This is a genomic window from Haloarcula amylolytica (assembly GCF_049705545.1).
Classification (GTDB): Archaea; Halobacteriota; Halobacteria; order Halobacteriales; family Haloarculaceae; genus Haloarcula; species Haloarcula amylolytica_B.
Genome location: NZ_JBNAMU010000001.1, coordinates 2,669,375 through 2,686,473, shown reverse-complemented (window position 1 = coordinate 2,686,473; position 17,099 = coordinate 2,669,375). Strand labels below are relative to the sequence as shown.

The following is a 17,099-nucleotide window of genomic DNA, read 5'->3' as shown; positions in this document are numbered from 1 at the left end:
AGATGCTACCAGCACCGAAAAAACTAGATATGAGGCACTATATGGTCTGTATATGTCGAGCCAGCTATCCAGGGACATCGTCGACGAGCCAGTGCCAGTTGACGTGCCAGACGAACGCACGTATGAGACCGAAGCCAATGCAGACGTAGATCGGGCACTGGTTGACGCTATCGAGGCCGCTGAACAGGCCGATAATTCGTATTTAGCTGGCCTGCTTGCGAACGAACTCGGGAGTCACTACTACGACACTCGGTGACCGACGCGGCTTGAATAGCTTCCCCTCTTCGCCTGGCGATTTCTTGCTAGATTTTTATGTCTCATGGGGAGAAACTATTGAGACATGTCGGATGATGCCCGAGAGTTAGTTAAAGAATTATTGTTAGACCACCGCGGCGCTGACAATCCGATTTCCTCCCGTGAAATCAGCGAGCACCTCGAAGCACAGGAGGTCGGGTCGTTCCCGAAAACTCGGATGCTGGTCCGGGACATCATGCTGGAAGAGCAAATTCCGATTGCATCGAGTAATAACGGGTACTACGTTATCGAAACTGAGGAAGAACTGCAGGACTACATCGACCAACTTGAAAGCCGAATCCTTGGCATCTCCGAACGGAAATTCGAGGTCCGCCGGGCCGCAAATGAATGGGACGGTGAAATCGAGACCGACGACGATCTCGATTTACTGTAACTATTCGACGGAGTCTGGCGCACTCTCGCTGGATGAACGATTCCCACGCTGGGACCACTCTCATATTCGAACTCTCTCGAGGTCGTACTGACACAGTACGCTACCCACTATAGTATCACATTCGAATACTTGCCACTAACTTACAAGTCACCAGCAGGGCACGCACAACGTATGGCAGCCACCGGCAGCGTCTCCCTCGACCAAGGGACAGACACACTCCACATTGAGTCCCTCGAAATTACTGATGACGAGCTCATTGACTTCCTCGCAGACCATGACGTCGACGAACGCCCGAACGTACTGTCTGAGGCGCTCTCGATTGGGGTGAAAACGATGCAACTGATGGACACCTCCCAAGACGTCGAGTACGTTGAACGACGCCTCGGAGAGTTAGAAGATGAACTCACAGACGAGGTTGAAACGTTCCAGCAGGAACTCAATAACAAGATCGGCGATGACGGGGAACTCCAGGAGACGCTTGATACCCATATCGGAGAGAACGGAACTCTGCAAGACCGTATCGAAGCTGCATTCGATGAGGATGGCCCATTCGTTGACCGCCTGAATGAGGAGCTCGGCGAAAACGGCGAGCGAATCCAATCTGCACTCAACTTAGATAAAGAAGACAGCCCACTCTACCGGCTTGAACAACGACTAACAGATGAGATTGAAGATATCCGAGAGAAGGTGATCGAAGAGGAGACAGCGGACGATATCCGCAGCCGAACGTATCTGAAAGGTGGCGACTTTGAGGACTCAATCCAAGAGATTCTTGGAGAAGTGGTCCGCCAGACGCCAAACAACGTTGAGTTCACGGGAGACACAACAGGCGAGATGGGTCGAGAGGTCGGCGATTTTGTTATCAATTTAGCTGATACCGACCAGGACATCGTTGTTGAGGCCAAAACAGAGAGCTACTCAACACAGAATATCAAGGAGGAAATGCAGGAAGCGATCCAAAACCGGAATGCAGCGTACGGTATCTTTGTCACGGACTCGCTTGAGAACCTACCACGCACCAAAACCGGGTGGTTCCATGAATTCACCGACCAGAACACCGTTGTCGTTGCGATGAGTGAAACAGACGACCAGGATATCGAACCTGGGTACCTCCGCATCGCGTTTGGCTGGGCCCGAATGCGAGCGGTCCAGGCATATGCTGATGTTGGTGCTGAATTCGATCCAGAAGAACTCCAATCCGAACTCACGGAAATTGAAGAAGACATTGGCCGCTTCAAATCAGTCCGAGGCCAGTGCGATGAAATTCGCAAGTCACGCGAAAGCATCGAAGAGACGCTCGATGATATTCAACAGGACATCACGAACCGGCTGGCATCCATTGAAGCTGAATTGATAAAAGCTGAGAAGGAGTGATTGCGCCCGAAACGTAGACATAGATGGTCTCATTGAACCCTCAATTAGTGAAAGGGTTCGACACCAGCGATAGATAATTCGTGTGCAACAATCACGTTCTAAAGAAGTAATTATATGCCTGTTTCACGAACCCTGGGCACAGATGCCGGATCGAATTTACACGGCTACGGCTCGAGAATTGATGACGCCAGATCCGGAAGGCAAACCGATTGATGCATCGGCAGCGGACGTACATGAGTGGATGCAACGCAAGGACTACAACGCAGCGCCGTTGTACGATAAGCAAGGGAAATCGGTTGGATACGTTCGGAAAGATCGTATAGAAGACATCGATAGGCCAATCAGGCGTTATCGCAACAGCTTCGAGTTAGATGTTATACTCTCAACTGGGGCGTCCTTCGATGCGGTCCTGGATGCACTCTGTCAGAACTATTTTTATTTTCTTGGTGGCGCAGATGAACTCGCCGGTATCGTGACAAGGGCAGATCTAAATAAAACACCGGTATATATTCATTTTTATGAGCGCCTCACTCGGTTTGAAGAAAAGCTCAGAGATTATCTTACTAATAGCCTGGATGACTGGACCCAGTTCCTTGATGGCGGACCCGTCGGGCAGATGGAAGCACGGCGAGAGCGCCAATCAGGATTGACTTTGGATTTAATCAACTATGCTAACTTCTCGGACTTAATCACTGTAGTCTACGAAAGTGAAGTATGGAAGGACTTGGAATACGAATCATCTTCTGAAGCGGAGTCAAAACTTGGCAGTGTTATCGATTTGCGTAATGATGTGGCTCATCGTAAGCTGATCTTGTACCGAGACGAGATTGACAAAGAATCAGAAGCACGGGATGTGCTTGACCTCCATACGACGTATCAAGAGCTACTCCAGAGGACTCAAAAACTCAACTGGGCTTCTGGGTCGGTGCAGGAGGACAAGAAGAAATCAGAAACACGGATATTCCGACAGGATTCTGACGCAGTGACGGAGCTGCAGAATATGTATGCAGAAACCTGTCAGGTGTGTGGTGATACCTCAACGACCGAGCTTTGTCACATTCTCCCGATACAGGAAGGGGGGACCACGACAATTGAGAACATGTTAGTTCTGTGTCCGAACCACCATATGGAGTTTGATCGCGGTGAACTTCATATTGATCCTGATACGTTAGAAATCACGGCAGCTCACGAAGACGCATTAGTTGGTACCAAATTGACTGTTTTGGGAAATCACCGACCGAGTGCAGAAAAACTCCAGCAACGATACCGGGAAGAAATATAAAAGGTGAATTGTAAATCGATAGAGACTGAATATTTCTTAGAGTAATTAATTTAATGCATTCTTTCCAGTTCTGTTTTCAGTGAACAATCTGCTGAGCCATTCTTTTATTTTCCGACAGATTAGAGGATTATATTCGTCCAATGGGACTCTGGGTTGCATTAACTCAAGCACAACACCAAAGACACCAGAGAAAAACTGTCATGGCAGGACAGACCGCCGCCCTCTAACAGGTACACAATACTATGGTACGACACTCGGATACCTGGGTTTTCAATATTCACCCTGACAACTGGAACGACTGCGTTAGTGGCCCATCAAATGGAGACGTCCACGGCGAAGCCCACGTCGGGAACCCCTGGCAGGGAGTACGAGCCGACCCCGCCGGTGGGCCTGATCTCCAACCAGGCGATCTCGTCATCGCTCGAGTAACCAGTGCCAACGGTGCAAACCCCGACTTCGGTGTTAAAGGGATCTGGGAGTTCCGAGACGCAGCCCGCGTTACCTCACAGGACGATGTCCCATGGGAAGACGAGGACTATTCGTGGGTCCTGTATTGTGACCCAATCCACCGAGAGTTCGGCAGAATATTTAACGAAGATTTCGGCTCTGAACCATCCTTCTCGAGTAACACACTCCAAGGGGCTGTGAAAAGCCTGGAGCCAGAGGACAAAGTCGAGTATCTTGAAACCATCTTAGACAGGGTTTCACTCAATGAAGACGCCGAAACACGACTACGTGAGGGCATCGACGCCACAGAGCTACAGGATACATTCGAGAGTTTCCGCAGCAGCGACCCGAACGTCTGGATCGAGAAAACCTATCTCGAGGGACGTGACTACAAGCAGTCTGGCGATTACGCGCTTGGCAAGGCGATTTACTCCCCATCACAAAGCCGAGGTGGCCAGGATATTTTCAAAACGATGCGAGAAGCAGAGGTGGGAGATGTCGTTCTCCATTTGCTCCAAGAAGACGGCGAAATCGTGGGAGCCTCTCGTATCGAAAGCGAGCTCGACGATGAGTTTGACGGGTTAGATGCGTTTGGCTGGTCGGACGAACAACAAGAGGAGGGTGGCTATCTGCGATGGCTCAACGAGTACACTGAGTTCGAGACTCCGCTTGACATCTACGACGCCGTCTTCGAGAATGACCAGTATACGGCAGCACTACGAGAGATCCGAGAGTCACATACACACCTGCCTTACGATACGAACCTCGAACTCGCACAAGGAACCTATCTTGCTCGCTGTCCCGACTCCTTAGCAAGCATCCTGGCCGCGGAACACAGCCCACTCAAAACGTATTTAGAGAATGCAGGGCTCAGTCTCCCAGACCCGCCAGAGGGTGGAGACTCATCCGGTGAGGACGTAACTGATTTCGATGGGATAGACGAAGCGACCGAAGTCGTACTCGAACGGTTACGTGATAGCCACCACACGAACATTCTTGCCGACCATATCGACAACACGCAAATCCGCACGTGGTCAGATGCCCTCCGTGGCTTCCAGCCCGATGGATACATTGACCCAGATGGACTCACGGACTTAGAAGACCTGTTAGCCCTACTCGAACGAGTCGAACAACCTCTCCGAGAGATCGCTGCCGATCTCAACATCGGGGCACTGGATTCGGCCGACCCGCACGAAGTCGTTTTCCTGGCGTTGCTCCGTGACCTGCAAGAACAGGCGGATCTCCCATATGGCTTGAATGCAAATCAGACGAAACTCAATGTCTTGCAAAACGGGGCCTACGTCACATTCGACAATCTCGACCATCCGTTGGTCAAGCAAATCCGTGCAGCGGGTACAGACGCGTATGCCCTTACTTCGCCGCCAGCGAACTGGTTGACAGTTCTTCGACACCGTGCATTCGGCCTTCGAGAATCCGCCAAAGACACCTGGGAAGAAATCGAGCCTGGCGATATACTCTTCTTCCATGCTGCTGGTGAATCGAACCACTCCGAATTAGATAGCCAGGCTGGTTTCGTGTTTGGAGCAGCCATCGCTGGGCGGACGGCACAAAAAGACGATGCCTGGTGGTATGACGAAATTGAGGCCGACGCTGACTTCCCATACTTACTCACCTTTGACCAGCTCTTCGTGACTCCCGGCGCCGCGACAATCGGAGACCCGCCTCAAGTCATCGAAGCGACGGATGCAGAGACACTTGAACCAGCACTCGACGCATTGGGACAGGATGCGATTCCGATTAGCGAAATCAATGACCTGTGCCAATCGCTTGTAGGGACACAATTCCCAGTTCATGCAGCTATTGACCCAATTGAGGACAACACGCCATACGGCCGAGCAGCGGGCATTGCGGACCGATTAGCCAACACTGTCAACGAGATCTCACCGGTCGCAATCCATCGTGACTTCACCGGTACGATCCCTGCATCAGTGCTGGATGACCTCCACTTCCCAGCTGATGCTGGTATTGCCTCGGCGGATGACCTCGCTGGGCAAATCACAGCAGCCCTACGTGCCGGCGATCACATTATCTTCACTGGTCCGCCAGGCACCGGAAAGACAGAGGTTGCACAGGCTGTCACCGACTATCTTGAGCGTGCGTATCCGTATCTCTACAGTGGGTCCCAACTCACGACGGCAACAGCCGACTGGTCGACGTTCGATACCGTCGGTGGGTACATGCCTGACCCCGACGTTGCGGGTGACCAGTTGAATTTCCATCCAGGAGTCTTACTCAACCGGCTCAAGAACCCGAAATCAGGCACCCAGACAAACGAGCCCACGATTATTGATGAAATCAACCGGGCGAATATCGACAAGGCGTTTGGACAACTGTTTACGACCTTGTCCGGCCAACGCGTCACGCTTCCGTACCGAATTAACGGCGACAACGATGCCGAAATCGAGGTAGTGCCTGCTGACCAAGCGGCTGACAGCGGGACGTTCCAATCGAATGAGTTCGTTGTTCCAGAGACCTGGCGAATTCTGGGGACGATGAACACCTTCGACAAGACCTCCCTCTATGAGATCAGCTACGCGTTCATGCGCCGGTTCACGTTCATTAGAATCGGGGTCCCGGATATTCCGACGGATGGGACCGACCAGGAAGCGTTCCTGCAAGACTATGCTCGAGCCTGGGGGATGGACCCTTCCCAGGAGATGTGTCATCAGGTGGCCGCAATCTGGCGAGCAACGAATACGGCTATCTCAGAGCGGTCAGTCGGCCCGGCAATCGTACAAGATATCTTAGCTTACGTTACAGCCCATGACGACACATCGGCGTCCCAGCTAACTGATGCGGTCATTAGTTACATTTTCCCGCAGCTGGAAGGCGTTCCTGGTCGCAAGGAGATCGTCAAAAACATCGGGCACGTCGATATCATCGACACAGACAAACTTGAGCGGGCCGCTGCGGACATGCTCGCAGTACAGGACATCGACTGGGATACGAACGACTGACGATGCGTGAATCCGCCCTCGTTGATGCTGTTGCCGATGACCTCTTTACCTACGTTCTGAATGGCGATTTCCCCGCTGATGACATCGCCCCGCTCATCAAGCCAGCGTCGTATCCGGACCAGTACGACGATTTCGACCGACTCGTCGACCTCCATTTCATCCTTGATGAGGCTGTTCAAGAGTTCGTTACTGACCTTGAGCAAGACCTTCGAGGTGTTAAAACAGGGACTGAGCGGGAATCAACTATCCAGAGAGGAGGTATCAACGGTCGCATTGATTGGGGGGCAACATATCAAGAACGCGCGACCACGAGTCCGGGCAATTCCGGACTCTATGTCACCGAGCTCCAATCTGAAGCGTACGATATCTCTGAAAACATCGTTCTCAAGGAAATAATCTCCAGAATATACAGCGCCCTCAAAAACGTCACTCGATATCTCACTGACTCCAGAACATGGGTTGAAAACACCTGGGCAGCTGGAAGCGAACTCCGAGACTCGTTCCAAACCACTGCCGAACAGAACATCCACCTCCGGCGTATCCCCGACCCGAAGCCAACTGAACCAACCGACCGAATGCTAACCCGTGCAGCGAGCTCTCGGACAGAATTGTACCGGGACGCTGCCACCCTTGTTCAGCAACGCCAGCAGTACGATGCGGGAGATCCCGATGCAATCGGGGCCTTACTGCAGGATACACTCATCACACCCAGTGGTCGCCAGACGCTATTCGAACTGTTTGCACTGTTCCGGATTATCGATGCGCTTCGCAATCTGAACGAGCAGGAGATTGGCCGACCAACGTACCATACACTCGAATCCGGTCGCGAGGTCGCAGCCACGTTCGACGGCGCACGAGCCCTGGAAGTCTATTATGACCAAACACCAGACGATATCTCATTTCATCCCTATACAGAGTCCAAGGGGCCACAGTCTCGCTCGGACATGGCACACAAGCAAGCCCGAGAGGTGGCTGATGTATTCTTGACCGAGACGGCAGTCCAACAGCACACCAAACGGCCTGACGTCATCGTTCGTGCCGGGACTTCGGACACCCCATACACTGATTACCTGATTGTCGAAGTCAAAGACTCTACCAAACAAGACCGGATTCGGAGCGGAATCACCGAATTGGCCGAATATCTCCAATTCCTTCGAACGGAATCAGGCTACGAATTCCCAGAAGGGGACTTCGGTAGTGGGCTCAATGGACTGCTTGTCGTACAGGACTTAGACACAACCGATAAAATCACGCCGGCCTCTCTGGCCCAACAGGCTGGCGCTGACATTCCTATCCGAATCGTCCAGGCAAGGCACCTGCAAACAGTCCTTCCCAGCCTGTTGCGGCGAATCTTCTGTTTACAATACTCGTAGCGGCCTATGCTACCGACGGTTCGAAGTTCGTTACCAGATGCTCTCGGGTCTCGTTTGCGGCCCCACTCGTCCCGTTGTTGATGAAATTCTTCTCGTCACGCCCCAAGACATGAAAATCATCCATTCCATCGGGCAGCTCCTGATACGAACACAACCACTGAGCCTCCAACCCGCCTAACACATCGACGAACTCCGCGTGGTCGATATCGCTGGCTGGATAGTACCCTTCGGCCCCAACGTATGGCGGATCAAAGTAGAACACCGTCTCCGCAGCATCGTATTTCTCCACCAGGTCCCGCCAGTGGAGGTTCTCGACCACAACATCATCGAACCGCTCGGCGAACTCACGCAGCCGGTCAATCTTGTTCGCAAAGCTCATTGCTCGACTGGAGACCTTGCTTGTCGCAAAGCCGTTGAACGAGTCATACCCACCGCCCCACTGCGTGTACCGAAGATAGAAGAACTGGCCGGCCCGCTTGATGTCATCCTTCGGCCGGTACCCTCTATAGTAGGCCCGCGCCCAATCGGAATGCACAGCCCGTGAATACGGCACGGCCGACAACCACTCGACGAGGTCGTCGGGCTGTTCCCGTAACACTTCGAAGAAGTGCACAAGGTCCTCATCGAGGTCGTTGTACACCTCCACGGTACTCGATTCTGGATCCTTATTGGCTAACACACCAGCAGCCCCACCGAACACCTCCACGAAACATCGATGGTCGGGGACCTGCTCCAGAATCCAACTCGCCAATTTGCTCTTTCCACCCGGGAACGGAAAGACGGCGTCGGCCATCGTTAGGCGACCTCCCCCACGCCGTTGATAGCGAGCACACCAGCATTCTCGAGGAGCTCTTGCACCCAGTCGGGCACCATTTCTCCGTCACCGGGTGTCGAAAGCACGTCTGCGACACCGACGTCGTCGACGCCAAACTCCCATCGGCCATCGTCGACGATCTCGATGCGACTGGCATACTCCGGGTCCGTCCGGAACACACGAACCTGGACCTCAGAAGCGGCGAACGTCTGTGTAGCGACACGGTCTGGCGCTTTGGCATGCGACATACACCCGGACAACTAGATCCGCTAGTAAAGTGCTGGTGCGTGTGGCTACCCGAAAGCCGATTCTCAACCGCTAATTCTTGCCTGACGGTCTTTCTGTGGCGTTTATCGGGTTCTCAGCCGCTGACCGAAAGGTGGTCGAAAGTAACCGAAAGCACTGCAGTTTGGTGGTTTTCTGTGTGCCTGAATATGGATGACAGCCCGGCCCCCCTCTCAAAACCTCCTCCCAATCATACCCACCCGTCGGGAAGTTCCTCTCTGTGGGTCTGTATGAGTCTGAGTAGGGACTGTATCTTAGCAAATTGGGGCCCTCTACGCACTTCGTATGTCCCCTCGTCCCAAGATATATAGCCTGCTTCCGCAAGTTTTGGCAGGTGTACATGAAAACACGCCTGCCGTAATGCTGTTTTCTTCTGGTCAGTACATTCGATGTCAGCAGGAACTTGAATTGTATCCTCTGGCTCTTGGGAATATAGCTCAATTAAGATCCGTCGACGGGGCCTGGCCGCAAGGCACTGAAACATGGTCTTCCAGAGATCGTGTCCGTCCATTTTTCAGTCCTGCCCCAACGCTGTCGCGACTATCGCACCAACAATCAGGAGTGCAATGGCCCATGCTGTAAGCCACGAAAATCCAGAAGTCGATGCAAAACTAGATTGAATGGAACTTGCTGCGGAGGCCAGCGGGACTGCAATGATCAACAGTACAATGCCTCCCAGGATCTGCTGTGGGGATACCTGGCCGCGTCGGTAGGTTTCCGCGCGTGTCTCTCTTTCAGACGTTCCAGTACCGGCATTTGAGTCGGCCGAAGTGACTTTACCTGACATCAACGGTTGATATGTGAGGTGCCAAGGGTAAAAATAGAAAAGACCGTTTAAGCGGCCTCTACTCCCCGTTCACGGCGATGAATGACCCCCTTCATATTCGTGAACCCCAGGCTCAACATTTTTCTTTGATGGTTGTCTACTCTGAATCAATGCCGAAGGTGCCCGACGACTTCTGTGATGAGTTTGATGCCAAGGGCGAGACGTTCTTTGAAATCGCCGAGGTCCTTTACACTAACCACGACCGGCAGTATACACAGGATGAACTTGCCGAAATGATGGGTCGTTCGAACAAAACTATCAGTAAACACACCGGGGAGATGGTCACTAAGGAATGGCTCAACCGCAACGATGGCCAGACCACATATGCCTGGAACACTGCTGCACACGACCCCGCCGCCACAGAAAACATCACTGCTGCCAGAAGTTTCTACAGTGATCTTTGGACACTTCTCAAAGAGCATACCGACACAGCACCGGGAACTTTCGCAGTTCTGGGATCAGTCCTGTTCATAACTGCAATCGTAGTGTTTGCGTTTTTTATCGGCTTCTCACTCAGTATCACACAGCAGTCGGCTATTCCAACAGTTTTCTATCTCGCGGTTGCGCTCGGGTCCTTCATTACTGGGATTGTCGTTACCCTTCTGTCGCCGTTCCAGGCTATCGTGAATCGGCTTCTCTGGCCCCGATTGCCTGATAGAGTGTTTCAAAATAAAAAGTAGCATTCTTTATCCAATTTTCATTCGATGATAGGTCTGTAGAAAGCTATACACGGAACCTTCACCAACGGGCCAGATACGATGGTACTCCCCGACCCTGAGACGCTCCAAGACGCAGCCCGCCATGCTGAAGACGTGGCTAATCACGGCGTAGATACGAGCCATGCCAAGGCGCTTGCGAAGATGCGGAATGCACTAATCCGTCTGGAGAGCGTTGCTAAAGAAGCGCGTAAGCAGGTGATTGAGCCTGCGTTAGATGATGAGATAGACGTTGGAGACAGCGTGGCCGGTATGCAAAGGCTGGAGCGCGAGCGGACCACCGTGACGGACAACGCGGCCGCCCTTGAGATGCTCGAGAAGGCCGGCACGGATCCAGCGGAGGTAGTGACGATCCACTCCCGACAATTCATCGACGCCGTCGATGGAACCGGGGTCGATCCCTCGGAGGTCATTGACCGCGAGGATGAAACATTTTACCGCCGGGTTGAGTGAGCGAGTAGACCGAGGTAGCCCGGAGTTCCATGAGTATCGCGAGAGAGTACGAAAGAGTACTCCCCTCATAGTTCTCAGCAAGGATTTCAACAAGACAAAATTAGCAGAGCGATTCATCAAGCCAGTCTGGTAGACTGTCTGTAATATCAACGACCATAGAAGCAGAAACAACTCGGCTCCAAACCTAAATTACACCGCGATGTACCGCGTCCCTCGCGTACTCCCATCTCGGTCGATGAGTTCGTACCGACACAGACTCCGAAGATATCGCCGCCGTGTCGATTTAGACTTCGGTGATTGGGCTTGTGCCTCGTAGCGGGCATGCAGTGTCCCACTGTCAATCGAGCCGGCCTCCTCGATAATCCGAAGCAAAAGCCGCTGATGTGTCCCCAGCGAACGTACCCGTCGCTCTCGGATATCGGCCGCTGCATCTTCGACAACAGCATCAACCACTGCTGTCGTCAGTTCCTGCATCTCACGCTCCTCGACATGCATGGCGGCCTGCCGAAGGATGGCAATCCCTTCACGAGCGTTGCCTGCGGCGATATCCGCGATCTGTTCGATGACGCCATCAGCTACGCGCGCACTCACAAGACCGTGCACGACGCGACTGTCGAGAATATCGACCAGTTCGGAGTGACTGTATTTGTGCAGCCGAACCGTTGCCGCACTCTGCATCCGGGATTTCGCTTGTGAGCTGAGTGCGGTGAACCACTCGTCCTCATCAATCGTGATGCAGATAAGCGAGACATTGGGGACCTCCCACAGCGCGATCAGTGTCTCCTCATCAAGGAGAGCCACCTCATCTAATACGAGAAAGAGCCGGTCATCACTGTTGCGCAACCGCTGGATAGCTCGCGACCGGGCCGCTCCTTCTGGTCGGAGGTCTGCCCCCAGCCCCACGTCGCGCACCAACTCGTGTAACACAGCGGCTGGTGTGTTGTCAGCCATACAGTTGACGTAGCCCCATCGGATATCCAGCCGTTCCCGTTCGAGTTGGGCCAACGTGTATTTCGCAATGGTCGTCTTCCCGGCACCACTGGGGCCGAACAAACAGACATCCTCCGAGAGCTCGACCGTCGACGGAGCCAGTACGGACGAGAGATGGTCTATCTGGCCGCCACGGTGGTGGAGATCTTGAGGGACGTACTCGTGTCTGAGTGCTCTGGCATCTGTAATCATGGATGACGGTGTTCTGGTGGTGAGACCAATGGTGTCGTCGCCGCGTCACGGGCGTCGACGAGGTCGTCGTAATGATACGCCTCGGTGCAGGTCTGGCAGTATACTGACGGCCCCTTCTGGTCGCGTAGGTCTCCATGGCCGTTCGGACAGCGCATTCGCCAGCCATCAATAATGCGCTGTTGAATGGCCTCATACTCACTCGTCAGTGGGCGATCTTCATTCGATGCCATGGGTCACCTGTTCGTGAGCGGCGATTGAGTGACAGCGCGGACAGGACACGATGCCAGCCACTGAATCGGTAAAGGAAATCCCACAGGCACGACAGCGGTATCGGATCTGCGTGCCGTCTTGATAGGCCCTACTCATCATCAGCCTCCGCGATTTGCTGGCAGTAGTCTGCCGCTGCATCGGCGGCTGTCTCACCATGGCCTTCGACAGCGACACCGTCTTGGGTGGCGAGCCAGTCACCACCCTCTCGCTGTTCAAGAATAATTGTCGTCCAGTGTTCGCGATGGGTATGCAGCTTGGTCTGTTCGTGCCCCGTCGTCTCGTCGTATGCCAATCCCATATCTGGCTAGTAAATGGTATGTATAAAGGGAGTTAGCCATGGGTGCGGAGTGAAAGTGAAAGTAAAAGTAGCTAAAGTAAGTCAAATAAAGTTCTCTTGTAGTAATAATACTATCATCAAAGTACTTATGATGAATAATTAAGCAACTTATGAGAACATGGATCGACGGCAATATCTTACCGCGACAAGTGGGGCCATCACAACATTCTGTCTGGCTGGGTGTTCCTCTTCAGATGATGGAGTTGATGAAGACAAAGCAGCCCAGCACATGCAAACCGCAGGCGAGGAATTAAAACAAGCAAATACAGCTCTGTCTCAAGAAGGCGACAAGTTCCAGAAAGCAGACATCGAAGGCACCGGTGTCGATGTGCAGACGACCACTGTCGTACCTCATCTGGATGCTGCTGAAGAAGAACTCGATACAGCGGAAACCACAGCAAGCGAAGCCCAACAAACTGAAATTGACGCTGCAAAGGACTGGATTTCGCTTGCTCGTAGCATGATTGAATTCCTTAATATCTTTGCAGAAGGGTATACTGAGGTCACTACCAGTTACACATACTTTGAGTCCGAGCGATATGAGAAGGCTGCAGAAACACTAAAAAAAGCGGGGAACTCTCTGGAAAGTGCCGATGAATCACTGACTGTCGTTCGTGAGCGAAACAGCCGCCTCAGCACTACAGCTGGTGATGTTATTGACCAGGTCAATCTGACTACCTTGGAAGCAGATATTGACACCCTGGCAGAACAACTGGATGCGCTTATTGAATTAGCAGATGGGTATCGTAAAATGTCACTGGGTATGGTAGATTACGAAGCAGCATCCGCTGCTATTGACAATGAGCAATACACCAAGGCCGAATCTGACTTCCAGAAGGCGCAGGAACATTTCACGACCTCAGAATCTGTGTTCACCAATCTTGAGGGATCTGCACCCAATACGGTGAAAAGTTCGGTAATTGAACTGACTTGCTACGCTGGCGCGCTTAAAGAAGCGTCCGCGCACTTCGCCACAGCGGCAGAGGCCTTAGCAGATGGTGATCGGGAGACTGCAAACGAAGAAGCTGAGATGGGGCAAAACGCTCTGGACCAATGTGATTTCAATTGAAAGACGGTATTGGAAATAATTGAAGAAACTTAGGATCTAGTTGTTCAGGTCTGTTCTGAAACCAGAAGTCCTGCAGCACCTATCTGACAGGTAGATACCCCACAGAAACGATTTAGTTGACTCTCGAGCCCGTTACACCAGTAGGTGCTAGTAATCGTAACTAACTGGAGAATAAGGTACATTCAAGTCGGTTCGTAGTTATGCTTGCGTCGTATGAGTAAGGGCGCCAGTACAGATGAACTCCGTACTCGGATGCAGGGTATTGATCCGTATGAATTCGAAGATTTTGTTGGCGAACTTTGGGAAGAAGAGGGCTGGGATACGACGGTGTCACAGGGTTCGAACGATATGGGAGTCGATGTTATTGCGGAAAAGCAGGGGACTATCGGCCAGAAACTCGCGATTCAGGCAAAACGATACAGCGAGGGCAATAAAGTTGGTCGCCCGAAAGTCCAGCAGTACCATTCGTTGAAAGAGCAGGATACGAATGCTGACGCTGCCGTCGTCGTCACGACATCATCTTTTACTGACCAAGCTCAACTCTGGGCCCACGACCACAACGTAAAACTCGTTGATGGGGATGATCTGGTCGATATGGTTCGAAAGCATGGTCGTGAGGACCTCATCGAAGATTACGCCCCTTCAATAGAGGAGATCGAGAGTGAGTCGGGTGATGGTTCCAGTTCGACTACATCGACCAGTTCCTCTACATCACAGACATCGGCTACCTCGTCCTCGAACCGAGACGGTGGCTGGTTCAAAGCAGTCTCGTTGGGGGTCGGACTTCAGATCGCTGGGGCGCTTCTGATGTGGCGGCCAGCTCTTATTCCGATGATTGGCTCTGATGCCGGTCTGTGGATACTCATTGCAGGCTGGTTCTTTGCTCCTGCTGCGGTCTTTCTAGATGCCTGGCATCAGCACAAAATTGGTGCAGAATATCAGCCCAATCGTCTGACATGGCCGACGATGGCGTTCATGATCCCTGTCATTGTTCCAGGGTGGTATTTTGTTCGACGGGTTTAGCTTCATAATCGATAAATACGCAATACGACTTTCCGAAGGTCTTTGTCAGTGCACAAGTCAGCAAGATTTGAGTTGCAGGTTTAGTGAGGGCTCACTTTCCGGCTTAGTAGAGCCAGCAACTCGACATCTGAAGTCTTCACCGGCTACAATACGCAGAAAACCCAGTAGGAAAAAATGACATCCTGGTATAGTCTCGAAACCCGCCATCCTGACATCGGCGCATACCGCTCTACCTGTGCGAGAACAGGAACTGAGCACATGCCTGTGCGTAACGTTTTTATTATAATACGTCGGCCGGGTGTGCATGCTGGCTACCTATTGCCGGGTGAGTACGGAACGACAGTCGTTATCACGCCAGGTTAAACGCACTATTGAGTATGCCACCAATCGACTCGGCGCTAATTTGGATGGTGCTGTCACCCCGACAGAGATTTCTCAGCATGCGAAAGCCGGTTCGCTGGATGTACCGGCTGAGTTTGGAAATGTTCGTATCTACTTAGACAAGTCCACCGGGACTAATACGGACCGACAAGGGTTTCGGGAGATGATGAGTGATGCACGTGACGGCGACCTTGATGCTGTAATCGTTAACAGTGTCTCTCGGCTTGCACGGTCTATTCGCGATCTTGAGGATGTGGCCGATGAACTGGTCGAGGAACGTAGTACCAGCCTTCATATTATTGACGAGGGATTCGCTCTAAAACCCGATGAAGAAGATCCGTACCAGCGTGCTATGTTCCAACTGTTGGGTGTATTTGCAGAACTTGAAGCTGAGATGACCCGTAAGCGTATACAAGAAGGTATCCGTACCCGGATGGAGAACGAAGACTACCATCATGGCCCTGCACCACTCGGATTCAATAAGAACGACGGACATCTTATCGAAGCAGCGAACTTTGATCGCGTTCGGACTACTCTCGAACTTGTCCAAAATGATGAGCTGAGCAAGCGAAAAGCGGCGCGAGAGTTGGACACGTCACGTCGGACAATTAATCGAGCTCTTGACCGGGCCGATCTCTATCGGTTAGAGCGATAAGGCTGAGGAAAAACAAGAACTTGTGGCATACTGAGGCACGAGATACGAGTCCCTCTTTGACCTGTTACTAACGAGTCTCATCTGTGATTACAGTCCGGAGAAACGCAGTCAAAACTGTTGTTAATCGAAAGTGAGGTCAATCTCGATTTCAATCTCGTCGTACAGGAGGACGGGACGCTTTCGTTGCCCTTCCTGTTTGATTCCTACGATACCATATTCTTCTAGCATATTCATGTCTCTATATACTGACTTACTGTCACGTCCGGTTAGCTCAACCAGTTCGTTCTTACTTTCTGGTTGTTCAGACCCAATTGTGTTGAGCAATTGGTATCGTGCTTCACTGAACAACCGCAATACTTTTTCGGGGCTTTCGAACCATAAGGAATCACCGCCCTGATCCTCAGCGAAAGCCTCTGCTGTTTCTTCACTGAACTCTGTCGGCGACCCGACACGGATTTCCAGAGTCCGTTCAGACTTTTCGTTTGGAGTTGATAGTGGCAAGGTTTCTCTTTTCATTTGTGCTACTGCCGTGGCTACACTTGGACCACGGCAGTCATTGCGTACCCGTTCTCGATACCACGACTGACTTTTTGTCGACAGAGCGCGGTTCATCTTTCTTCCCTCAATTCGTTTACTTCCTCGCGAAGTCTGTCGATAAAGGCTTGAATCTGTCTCAATGTTGGTTCGCGCTCTCCGTCTCCGATAAGGGAATCTTCGAGACGGACATCTCCCTCTGCGGTTTCGTAAACCCCGTAGTACGAATAGCGTCCGGGGTTTGAGGCTTGCTTGTTGTTGCACAGTTTCTCTATCCTTAGTTCGGCATCATCATCGTAATGATATCGTCGGTAATCGATGCACTCTTTCGTGGTTTTCGAATCGTTGAGGTTACGTTGTTCGGACATGGTAAAGGTGGCCCTCCGGAGGACACACCTTTATCCGTGCTACT

General features: G+C 52.2%; 17 protein-coding genes. 11 read left to right on the top strand and 6 right to left on the bottom strand.

Annotated elements, in window-relative coordinates; all coding sequences use genetic code 11:
• Positions 1-52 precede the first annotated feature (52 nt).
• The 6 genes from ACOZ4H_RS14020 (at position 53) to ACOZ4H_RS13995 (ending at position 8,142) form a co-directional block, all read left to right on the top strand.
• Positions 53-256 carry a hypothetical protein gene (locus ACOZ4H_RS14020; RefSeq protein WP_424329863.1) on the top strand — a complete coding sequence of 68 codons (204 nt, stop codon included), beginning with the start codon at positions 53-55 and terminating at the stop codon, positions 254-256.
• 84 nt (positions 257-340) lie between these two features.
• Entirely contained in the window at positions 341-688 is a 348-nt protein-coding gene (locus ACOZ4H_RS14015; RefSeq protein WP_424329862.1) for a hypothetical protein, read from the top strand.
• 171 nt (positions 689-859) lie between these two features.
• Positions 860-2,062: a hypothetical protein gene (locus ACOZ4H_RS14010; RefSeq protein ID WP_424329861.1), complete on the top strand. Its 1,203-nt coding sequence runs from the start codon at positions 860-862 to the stop codon at positions 2,060-2,062.
• A 181-nt stretch (positions 2,063-2,243) separates the two neighbouring features.
• Entirely contained in the window at positions 2,244-3,344 is a 1,101-nt protein-coding gene (locus ACOZ4H_RS14005; RefSeq protein ID WP_424329860.1) for an HNH endonuclease, read from the top strand.
• 644 nt (positions 3,345-3,988) lie between these two features.
• On the top strand, positions 3,989-6,769 hold the full coding sequence (locus ACOZ4H_RS14000) for an AAA family ATPase (RefSeq protein ID WP_424329859.1): 2,781 nt from the start codon (positions 3,989-3,991) through the stop codon (positions 6,767-6,769).
• A 2-nt stretch (positions 6,770-6,771) separates the two neighbouring features.
• A complete protein-coding gene (locus tag ACOZ4H_RS13995; protein WP_424329858.1) occupies positions 6,772-8,142 on the top strand; it encodes a hypothetical protein in 1,371 nt (456 codons plus the stop codon).
• 4 nt (positions 8,143-8,146) lie between these two features.
• Here ACOZ4H_RS13995 and ACOZ4H_RS13990 read toward each other — a convergent pair whose 3' ends face one another.
• Positions 8,147-8,935, bottom strand: coding sequence for a DNA adenine methylase (locus tag ACOZ4H_RS13990; protein WP_424329857.1), 789 nt, complete (start codon positions 8,933-8,935; stop codon positions 8,147-8,149).
• A 2-nt stretch (positions 8,936-8,937) separates the two neighbouring features.
• Positions 8,938-9,204 (bottom strand): hypothetical protein, encoded by a 267-nt coding sequence (locus tag ACOZ4H_RS13985; protein WP_424329856.1) that lies wholly within the window; start codon positions 9,202-9,204, stop codon positions 8,938-8,940.
• A gap of 973 nt (positions 9,205-10,177) precedes the next feature.
• On the opposite strand from ACOZ4H_RS13985, the gene ACOZ4H_RS13980 reads away from it, so the two are divergent.
• Positions 10,178-10,747 carry a hypothetical protein gene (locus ACOZ4H_RS13980; RefSeq protein WP_424329855.1) on the top strand — a complete coding sequence of 190 codons (570 nt, stop codon included), beginning with the start codon at positions 10,178-10,180 and terminating at the stop codon, positions 10,745-10,747.
• 78 nt (positions 10,748-10,825) lie between these two features.
• Positions 10,826-11,236, top strand: coding sequence for a hypothetical protein (locus ACOZ4H_RS13975; RefSeq protein WP_424329854.1), 411 nt, complete (start codon positions 10,826-10,828; stop codon positions 11,234-11,236).
• Positions 11,237-11,425: 189 nt separating this feature from the next.
• On the opposite strand, the gene ACOZ4H_RS13970 is transcribed toward ACOZ4H_RS13975, so the two are convergent.
• Positions 11,426-12,418, bottom strand: coding sequence for a Cdc6/Cdc18 family protein (locus ACOZ4H_RS13970; RefSeq protein ID WP_424329853.1), 993 nt, complete (start codon positions 12,416-12,418; stop codon positions 11,426-11,428).
• 358 nt (positions 12,419-12,776) lie between these two features.
• Positions 12,777-12,986: a hypothetical protein gene (locus ACOZ4H_RS13965; protein ID WP_424329852.1), complete on the bottom strand. Its 210-nt coding sequence runs from the start codon at positions 12,984-12,986 to the stop codon at positions 12,777-12,779.
• 157 nt (positions 12,987-13,143) lie between these two features.
• Between ACOZ4H_RS13965 and ACOZ4H_RS13960 the strand changes: the two genes are divergently transcribed.
• The 3 genes from ACOZ4H_RS13960 to ACOZ4H_RS13950 all read left to right on the top strand — a co-directional run bounded on the left by ACOZ4H_RS13960 (position 13,144) and on the right by ACOZ4H_RS13950 (position 16,153).
• Positions 13,144-14,094 (top strand): hypothetical protein, encoded by a 951-nt coding sequence (locus ACOZ4H_RS13960; RefSeq protein ID WP_424329851.1) that lies wholly within the window; start codon positions 13,144-13,146, stop codon positions 14,092-14,094.
• Between the two features lie 213 nt (positions 14,095-14,307).
• Positions 14,308-15,117, top strand: coding sequence for a restriction endonuclease (locus ACOZ4H_RS13955; protein WP_424329850.1), 810 nt, complete (start codon positions 14,308-14,310; stop codon positions 15,115-15,117).
• A gap of 304 nt (positions 15,118-15,421) precedes the next feature.
• The gene (locus ACOZ4H_RS13950; protein ID WP_424329849.1) at positions 15,422-16,153 is read left to right on the top strand and encodes a recombinase family protein; all 732 of its coding nucleotides are present in this window, start codon (positions 15,422-15,424) and stop codon (positions 16,151-16,153) included.
• A 120-nt stretch (positions 16,154-16,273) separates the two neighbouring features.
• On the opposite strand, the gene ACOZ4H_RS13945 is transcribed toward ACOZ4H_RS13950, so the two are convergent.
• Positions 16,274-16,669, bottom strand: coding sequence for a hypothetical protein (locus tag ACOZ4H_RS13945; RefSeq protein ID WP_424329848.1), 396 nt, complete (start codon positions 16,667-16,669; stop codon positions 16,274-16,276).
• A gap of 92 nt (positions 16,670-16,761) precedes the next feature.
• Positions 16,762-17,055, bottom strand: a complete 294-nt coding sequence (locus tag ACOZ4H_RS13940) for a hypothetical protein (protein ID WP_424329847.1) — start codon at positions 17,053-17,055, stop codon at positions 16,762-16,764.
• Positions 17,056-17,099: the final 44 nt, after the last annotated feature.